The 8,113-nt window shown below is 65.8% G+C and carries 9 protein-coding genes; 7 read left to right on the plus strand and 2 right to left on the minus strand.

What is annotated here, in order from left to right; genetic code table 11:
- The 3 genes from G3N62_RS32840 to G3N62_RS32850 all read left to right on the plus strand — a co-directional run.
- A partial coding sequence (locus tag G3N62_RS32840; protein ID WP_206141440.1) for a peptidoglycan DD-metalloendopeptidase family protein occupies window positions 1-469 on the plus strand: 469 nt, incomplete at its 5' end.
- An 11-nt stretch (window positions 470-480) separates the two neighbouring features.
- A complete protein-coding gene (gene rpoS, locus G3N62_RS32845; protein ID WP_034188643.1) occupies window positions 481-1,569 on the plus strand; it encodes an RNA polymerase sigma factor RpoS in 1,089 nt (362 codons plus the stop codon).
- Window positions 1,570-1,572: 3 nt separating this feature from the next.
- A complete protein-coding gene (locus G3N62_RS32850; RefSeq protein WP_034188642.1) occupies window positions 1,573-2,349 on the plus strand; it encodes a 3'-5' exonuclease in 777 nt (258 codons plus the stop codon).
- A gap of 30 nt (window positions 2,350-2,379) precedes the next feature.
- Here G3N62_RS32850 and G3N62_RS32855 read toward each other — a convergent pair whose 3' ends face one another.
- A complete protein-coding gene (locus G3N62_RS32855; RefSeq protein WP_124669686.1) occupies window positions 2,380-3,234 on the minus strand; it encodes an endonuclease/exonuclease/phosphatase family protein in 855 nt (284 codons plus the stop codon).
- A gap of 318 nt (window positions 3,235-3,552) precedes the next feature.
- Between G3N62_RS32855 and rlmD the strand changes: the two genes are divergently transcribed.
- The gene (gene rlmD / locus G3N62_RS32860) at window positions 3,553-4,857 is read left to right on the plus strand and encodes a 23S rRNA (uracil(1939)-C(5))-methyltransferase RlmD (protein ID WP_233622711.1); all 1,305 of its coding nucleotides are present in this window, start codon (window positions 3,553-3,555) and stop codon (window positions 4,855-4,857) included.
- A gap of 63 nt (window positions 4,858-4,920) precedes the next feature.
- Here the strand turns inward: rlmD and G3N62_RS32865 are convergent, their stop codons facing one another.
- A complete protein-coding gene (locus G3N62_RS32865; RefSeq protein ID WP_006761414.1) occupies window positions 4,921-5,619 on the minus strand; it encodes a Bax inhibitor-1/YccA family protein in 699 nt (232 codons plus the stop codon).
- Between the two features lie 249 nt (window positions 5,620-5,868).
- Here G3N62_RS32865 and ndk point away from each other — a divergent pair, with 249 nt between their 5' ends.
- The 3 genes from ndk to G3N62_RS32880 all read left to right on the plus strand — a co-directional run.
- Entirely contained in the window at window positions 5,869-6,294 is a 426-nt protein-coding gene (ndk, locus tag G3N62_RS32870; protein ID WP_006478674.1) for a nucleoside-diphosphate kinase, read from the plus strand.
- 55 nt (window positions 6,295-6,349) lie between these two features.
- The gene (gene rlmN / locus G3N62_RS32875) at window positions 6,350-7,489 is read left to right on the plus strand and encodes a 23S rRNA (adenine(2503)-C(2))-methyltransferase RlmN (protein WP_006484457.1); all 1,140 of its coding nucleotides are present in this window, start codon (window positions 6,350-6,352) and stop codon (window positions 7,487-7,489) included.
- A 163-nt stretch (window positions 7,490-7,652) separates the two neighbouring features.
- The coding region (locus G3N62_RS32880) for a helix-turn-helix transcriptional regulator (protein WP_206141441.1) at window positions 7,653-8,113 on the plus strand (461 nt) is incomplete at its 3' end.

An 8,113-nucleotide genomic window follows, 5' to 3' on the forward strand; every position in this document is an offset into this window, starting at 1 on the left:
TAGCAGCGGTCCGGCCACGCCGGCCGCCGGCACGTCGTCCACGCTCGCGACGCCGCCGGCCGCGGCGACCGGATCCAGCGATACGGCGGCGGCCCCGAGCGGCCCCGTGACGTTCGCGTGGCCCGCGCGCGGCCCCGTGCTGAACGGGTTCGACGACGCGAAGAACAAGGGTGTCAATATCGGCGGGTCCGCCGGCGAGGCCGTGAAGGCGGCAGCGGACGGCCGCGTCGTTTACTCCGGCAATGGCCTGCGTGGTTACGGCAACCTCATTATCATCAAACACGATGCAACTTACCTCACGGCGTATGCACACAATCGCGCTTTGATGGTAAAAGAGGGGGACGCGGTAACGAAGGGGCAGAAGATCGCCGAGATGGGTAACAGCGACGCCGACCGCGTGATGCTGCATTTCGAGGTTCGCCGGCAGGGTAAGCCTGTCGATCCGCTGAAGTATTTGCCGCCTCAATAACCGAGACGACCATGCCGAAATCGAAGCGCCACGAGCCGCAAGCCGAATCTGAGAAGATCAGTCGTGCCACGCAAGCATCGGTGGGGCGAGCTGGTGCTTCGACGGACGACGAGGACGATATCGCGGACAACGAGCGCGATATCGAGGCACGCGACGCCGAGGTGGACGGCGGCGACGACGAGCGCGAAGGCCGCCCGGAAGCATCGCCCGATGTCGACGATTTCCGCACGCTGCTGCAGGCCGAGCTCACGGCCGACACGATCCAGCATTACCTGAACCGAATCAGCGTGAAGCCGCTGCTGACCGTCGAGGAAGAGCAGCGCTATTCCCGCCTGGCGAAGGCCGGCGAATTCGAGGCGCGGCAGGTGATGATCGAGCGCAACCTGCGTCTCGTCGTCAGTATCGCGAAGGGGTATCTGAACCGCGGCGTCCCGCTGCTCGACCTGATCGAGGAAGGCAACCTCGGCCTCATGCACGCGATCGAGAAGTTCGACCCGACGCGCGGGTTCCGTTTCTCGACCTATGCGACGTGGTGGATCCGGCAGAGCATCGAACGGGCGATCATGAACCAGGCCCGCACGGTGCGCCTGCCCGTGCACGTGATCCGCGAGCTGAACCAGGTGCTGCGCGCGAAGCGCCACCTCGAAAAGAATTCGATGTCGACGGGCGAGGCGGCCGAGCGCCGCGAAGCCAGCATCGACGACATCGCCTATCTCACCGGCAAGACCGCCGAGGAAGTCACCGACATCCTCGCGCTCAACGAGCATACGGCGTCGCTCGACGCGCCGCTCGACCTCGATCCCGCGAGCAGCCTGCTCGACCTGTTGCCCGACGACCAGAGCCAGTCGCCCGATGCCGAGGTGCAGCACCGCGAGCTCGAGACGCTGACGCGCGCATGGCTGTCGCGTCTGTCGGACAAGCATCGGCACGTGATCGAACGCCGCTTCGGCCTGAACCACATCGAACCGGCGACGCTCGAGGAGCTCGCCGACGAGATGGGGCTGACGCGCGAGCGCGTGCGGCAGATCCAGCAGGAAGCGCTGGTGCGCCTCAAGCGGTTCTTTGCCTCCAACGGCGTGCGCAAGGACGCCGTTCTGTAACCGATGACTCCGATTCTTGTTTTTGACATCGAGACGATTCCCGATGTCGACGGCATTCGCCGTCTGGAAGACCTCCCCGCAACGCTCGACGATGCCGCGGTGGCCGAACATGCATTCGCCGCGCGCCGCGAGAAGACCGGCAGCGATTTCCTGCCGCATCACCTGCAGCGGATCGCCGCGATCTCGTGCGTGTTCCGCGACAACAACGGTTTTCGCGTGCGCTCGCTCGGCACGCCGCAGGACAACGAAGCGACGCTGATCCAGTCGTTCTACCGCGTGATCGAGAAATACACGCCGCAGCTCGTGTCGTGGAACGGCGGTGGCTTCGACCTGCCGGTGCTCCATTATCGCGCGCTCGTGCACGGTATCCCCGCGACCCGCTACTGGGATCTCGGCGAGGACGACCGCGAATTCAAGTGGAACAACTACATCTCGCGCTATCACACGCGGCATACCGACCTGATGGACGTGCTCGCGATGTATCAGGCGCGCGCGAACGCGCCGCTCGACGCGCTGGCGAAGCTGTGCGGCTTTCCGGGCAAGCTCGGGATGGACGGCAGCCAGGTGTGGCCGGCGTTCCGCGATGGCCGGATCGACGAAATCCGCAACTATTGCGAAACGGACGTCGTCAACACCTATCTGCTGTACTGCCGGTTCCAGTTGATGCGCGGCGGCCTGACACCGAGCGAGTATGCGGACGAGATCCTGATCGTGAAGAATGCGCTCGCGCTCGAGCCGGCGCCGCACTGGGTCGAGTACCTGGCCGGCTTCGACGCGTAGCGCGGGCGGCCGGCGCCGCAATCGGCGCGGTCAGGCCAGCTCGAGCAGCACGGGCTGATGGTCGGACGCGCGCATGTCGCCGTCGATCTCGCAATACATGACGCGCGGCAGCAGCGCCTCGGTCACGAATACGAAGTCGCACGCGAGCGGCCCTTCCGGCCATTGCGCCGTATCGTGGACGCCGGCCGTCGGTGGCGGCGCGCGGCCCGGGTGTCGCGCGACCCATGCGTCGACGAAGCGCGGCGCGTCCGCGATCGGGGCCAGGAAGCGCCGGTACGCGTCGCTGTCGAATGCGCTGTTGAAGTCGCCGCAGACGATCGCATCGCACGGCTGGCCGGTCGCGCTGAACGGTCCCTCGGCAGTCTCGGCCGGCGCCGGGTGTTTCGCGTGCGCGCAGGCCTCGCGATGCCGGCCGCGCAACGCATCGACCTGTGCGAGCCGCTGGCGCGCCGAATAATATTCCAGATGGGTCGTCACCACGCGCAGCGCGCCGAAGGGCGCCTGCAGTTCGACGTCGAGCGCGACGCGCGGCATCGACGGCGTGCCGGCGTCGGCCGGCCACGGCAGCCACTGGCGCAGCACGCGCCCGACCGGCAGCCGCGTCGCGATCGCATTGCCGAACTGGCGGCGCGATGCGCCCGGTTCGATTGCCGGCAGGTCGGCGCCGATCGCTTCGATGATCGTGTAGCCGGGCAGCCGCGCCGCGAGTTCGGCGAACTGGTCGGGGCCCGGCTGCCCGGGCAGTGCGCCGAAGCCGCGCGTGACCTCCTGCAGGCACAGCACGTCGAAATCGCCGAGCCGCCGGATCGTCGAGACGGTGCGGGAAAGGTCGACGACGCCGTCCGCGTCCCGACCCCATTGGATGTTCCAGTCGATCAGTCGCATGGTCGAATCTCCTGCCGGTTGGGCGTCGGGCGTCAGGGCCGCGCCCTCGCGCGTTCCAGTGTCTTGCGCGCCCGTGGGCCGTGGGCTGTCAGCCGGCTGCGCGAGTTTCGGCGCCATGCAGGGCCGTCCCTGATCGAGTATCGACGGTCGCGCCATCCAAAGCGGGCGGTACGGGCCTTCGTCGTCTACAATCTCGCCTTCTTCAACGTTTGTCAGGAAAAGCTGGTGTCCGAAGCCGTCCCCACTTCTGCGCGCAAATCGAAAAATGCGCCCGTCGCGCCCGGGCCCGCCCCGATTCTCGAGATCGAATCGCTCGACATGGAAGCGCGCGGTGTCGGCCGCACGATCACCGAGGACGGCGAGCCGGGCAAGGTCATCTTCGTCGAGGGCGCGTTGCCGGGCGAACGCGTGACCTATTCGAGCTACCGCCGCAAGCCGAGCTACGAGCAGGCGACGGTTGTCGATATTCTGCGCCCGAGCGTGATGCGCACGCAGCCGAAATGCAAGTTCTTCGGTACCTGCGGCGGCTGCTCGATGCAGCATCTCGACATGCGTGCGCAGGTGGCGGTCAAGCAGCGCGTGCTCGAGGACAACCTGTGGCACCTGGCGAAGCTGCGCGCGGAAACGATGTTCGCGCCGATCCACGGCCCGTCGTGGGGCTATCGCTACCGTGCGCGGCTGACCGTGCGCAACGTGGCGAAGAAGGGCGGCGTGCTGGTCGGGTTCCACGAGAAGAAGAGCAGCTACGTTGCCGACATGACGAGCTGCGAAGTGCTGCCGCCGCACGTGTCGGCGATGCTGGTGCCGCTGCGCCGGCTCGTCGAGGGGCTGTCGATCCGCGATCGGATGCCGCAGATCGAGCTGGCGGTCGGTTCGCAAGTCACGGCGCTCGTGCTGCGCGTGCTGGAGCCGATCAATGCGGACGACGAAGCGCTGCTGCGCGCGTTCGCGGACGAGCACAAGGTGCAGTTCTGGCTGCAGCCGAAGGGCCCGGACACGGTGACGCCGTTCTATCCGCTCGACGTGCCGCTCGACTACACGCTGCCGGAATTCGGCATCCGCATGCCGTTCAAGCCGACCGACTTCACGCAGGTCAATCATCAGATCAACCGTGTGCTGGTGGGGCGTGCGCTGCGCCTGCTGGCGCCGTCGCGCGACGACCGCGTGCTCGACCTGTTCTGCGGCATCGGCAACTTCACGTTGCCGCTCGCGCGGCTGTCGCGCGAAGTGATGGGCATCGAGGGCAGCGACACGCTGACGACGCGCGCGCTCGCGAATGCACGCGAAAACGGTGTCGACGGCCACACGACGTTCGCTTGCCGGAACCTGTTCGAGGTGACGGGCGACGACCTCCGCGCGCTTGGCGCCTTCGACAAGTTCCTGATCGACCCGCCGCGCGAAGGCGCGCTCGCGGTGTCGAAGGCGCTGGCCGAGATCGCGCAGAGCGGCGCAGGCCCGCTGCCGAAGCGCATCGTCTACGTGTCGTGCAACCCGTCGACGCTTGCACGCGACGCGGGCCTGCTGGTGCACGAGGCCGGTTACCGGCTGAAGGGCGCCGGTGTCGTCAACATGTTCCCGAATACGTCGCACGTCGAATCGATCGCGCTGTTCGAGCGCGACTGAGCCGGGCGGCGGACGTAAAAAAACCGGCCCGAAGGCCGGTTTTTTCATGGAGCCCCGCGAACGTCAGTTGCGGTTGCCGCCGAAGATGCCGAGCAGGGCGAGCAGGTTCGTGAACACGTTGTACAGGTCGAGGTAGATCGCGAGCGTGGCCGAGATGTAGTTCGTCTCGCCGCCGTTCACGACGCGCTGGACGTCGAACAGCATGTACGCGGAGAAGATCGCGATCGCGAGCACCGACACGGTGAGCATCAGCGCCGGCAGTTGCAGGAAGATGTTCGCGACCGACGCGAGCAGGATCACGATCACGCCCATGAACAGCCACTTGCCGAGGCCCGAGAAATCGCGCTTGCTGACGGTGGCGATCGTCGCCATCGCGGCGAAGATGATGCCGGTGCCGCCGAACGCGAGCATGATCAGCGACGGGCCGTTCGAGAAGCCGAGGATGAAGCTCAGCAGCCGCGACAGCATCAGGCCCATGAAGAACGTGAAGCCGAGCAGCACGAACACGCCGGCCGCGCTGTTTTTCGTCCGCTCGATCGCGAACATGAAGCCGAACGCGATCGCGAAGAACGCGAGCAGGCTCATCATCGGGCTCGTGGCCGCGAACAGCGAGAAGCCCGTCGCGACGCCGACCCAGGCGCCCAGCACGGTCGGCACCATCGACAGCGCGAGCAGCCAGTACGTGTTCCGCAGCACGCGGTTGCGCACCTCGGCGGTGCTGACGGAACCGCCGCGGCCGAAATTGTACGGATAGTCGTTCATGGTTTCTCCTAACATTGAACGCGTGAGCGTCCGGGGCCGGTTCGGCGCACGCGGTGTGCGGCGCAGCAAACCGGAGCAGCTATGGCTAAGATACGTTCCGTGCCGGGAGGTTTCAATGGCCGTGCGGCAGAAAACATATGGATTCGGAACCTTTCACGTGTGTAAGGGTTCAATCGCAATGATACACGGGATCGTGCTACAATAGCGGATTCATTTGAACCTGTAACTTCTTAATTTTTTGGAGTTTTTATGGCAATCGAGCGCACCCTGTCGATCATCAAGCCGGATGCGGTGGCAAAGAACGTGATCGGCCAGATCTACAGCCGTTTCGAAGGCGCCGGCCTGAAGATCGTCGCATCGCGCATGGCACACCTGTCGCGTGCTGACGCAGAGAAGTTCTACGCGGTTCACGCAGCGCGTCCGTTCTTCAAGGACCTCGTCGATTTCATGATCTCGGGCCCGGTGATGATCCAGGTTCTGGAAGGCGAAGGCGCGATCCTGAAGAACCGCGACCTGATGGGCGCGACGGATCCGAAGAAGGCGGAAAAGGGCACGATCCGCGCCGATTTCGCCGACAGCATCGACGCGAACGCCGTTCACGGCTCGGACGCTGCGGAAACGGCAGCGGTCGAAATCGCGTTCTTCTTCCCGGAAATGAACGTTTACTCGCGTTAAGCCCTGGCTGACAGCAAGTAGGCAGGATTCAGCGTACGCGGCAAGGCAGCACATCATGACGAGCGAAACTTCCGTCAATCTTCTCGACTTCGATGCCGAGGGTCTTGTCGCGTACTGCGGCAGCCTGGGCGAGAAGCCGTTCCGCGCCAAGCAGTTGCAGCGCTGGATCCACCAGTACAACGCCGGCGATTTCGACGGCATGACCGATCTCGCGAAGTCCCTGAGAGAAAAGCTCAAGGGTCGCGCGTCGATCGTGATGCCCGAGATCGCCAGCGATCACGTTTCCACCGACGGCACGCGCAAGTGGCTGATCGACGTCGGAAACGGCAATGCGGTCGAAACCGTGTTCATCCCGGAAGAGACGCGCGGCACGCTGTGCGTGTCGTCGCAGGCAGGATGCGCGGTCAACTGCCGCTTCTGTTCGACGGGCAAGCAGGGCTTTTCCCGCAACCTGTCGACAGCCGAAATCATCGGCCAGCTCCGCATGGCCGAATTTGCATTGCGAGCGTCGCTGGGCCGCGCGCCTGGCCCGAACGGCAAGGCCGAACGGGTCGTCACCAACGTGGTGATGATGGGCATGGGCGAGCCGCTCCTGAATTACAGCGCGGTCGTGCCCGCGATGCGGCTGATGCTCGACGACAACGCGTACGGCCTGTCGCGCCGCCGCGTGACGCTGTCCACGTCCGGCGTGGTGCCGATGATGGATCGCCTCGGCGCCGAGTTGCCGGTCGCGCTGGCCGTTTCGCTGCACGCGCCGAACGATGCGCTGCGCGACGAGCTGGTGCCGCTCAACAAGAAGTATCCGCTTCGCGAGCTGATGGCTGCATGCCAGCGCTATCTGAAAGTCGCGCCGCGTGACTTCATTACATTCGAATACTGCATGCTGGACGGCGTCAACGACACCGAAGCGCATGCGCGCGAACTGCTGGCCGTCACGCGCGACGTGCCGTGCAAGTTCAATCTGATCCCGTTCAATCCGTTTCCGGAATCGGGCCTCATCCGCTCGAAGCCGGAGCAGATCAAGCGCTTCGCGCAGGTCCTCATCGACGCGGGTGTCGTCACGACCGTGCGCAAGACGCGCGGCGACGACATCGATGCCGCGTGCGGCCAGCTGGCCGGCGCGGTGAAGGACCGCACGCGCCTGGCGGAGCGAACGGGTGCAGCAGGAAAAATCATCGAAGTTCGGGCAGTTTGACGGGGGCACCTGGCCGGGGACGCCCGAACCCTTTGGCGGTGCAACACGCGAATAGCGATCGGTCGCGGCGCCTCGGCGCCGCGCATGGTATGGACAGTTGCGGGTGTCGGCCGGCAGGGCCGGCGGCGCCCGCCAGTGAAGAAGAATCGACGCGAGGACAAGGATGAGTGAGCCGCAGCCGACTAACGGCGCAGAGACGAATGCCGCGAAACCGGCACCGGCGGGACTGGAATCGCTGGCGGCGGTCGGCAGCCGGCTGGCGCAGCTTCGGGAGACGAAGGGCTGGTCGGTCGACGACGTATCGGCGCGACTCAAGGTCGCACCGCAGAAGCTCCGGGCGCTCGAGGCCGGCGACATCAGCCATCTGCCCGGTGTGACGTTCGCGCTCGGTGTCGTGCGCAGCTACGCGAAGATGCTCGGCGTCGATCCGGAGCCGTTCGCGCAGGCGTTGCGCCGTGAGCGCGGGGTGCCGGAAGTCGACCTGTCGATGCCCGCGTCGTCGGGGACGGATCTGCCGCGCGGCCGCGTGTCGATTCCGCTGGGCGGATCGTCGCGTCATCATCCGTGGCTGTGGGGAACGGCGATCGTCGTCGTCGCGGTGGTCGCCGTACTGATGTGGCACAC

Source organism: Burkholderia sp. Tr-20355, from assembly GCF_017104685.1.
Lineage (GTDB): Bacteria > Pseudomonadota > Gammaproteobacteria > Burkholderiales > Burkholderiaceae > Burkholderia > Burkholderia seminalis.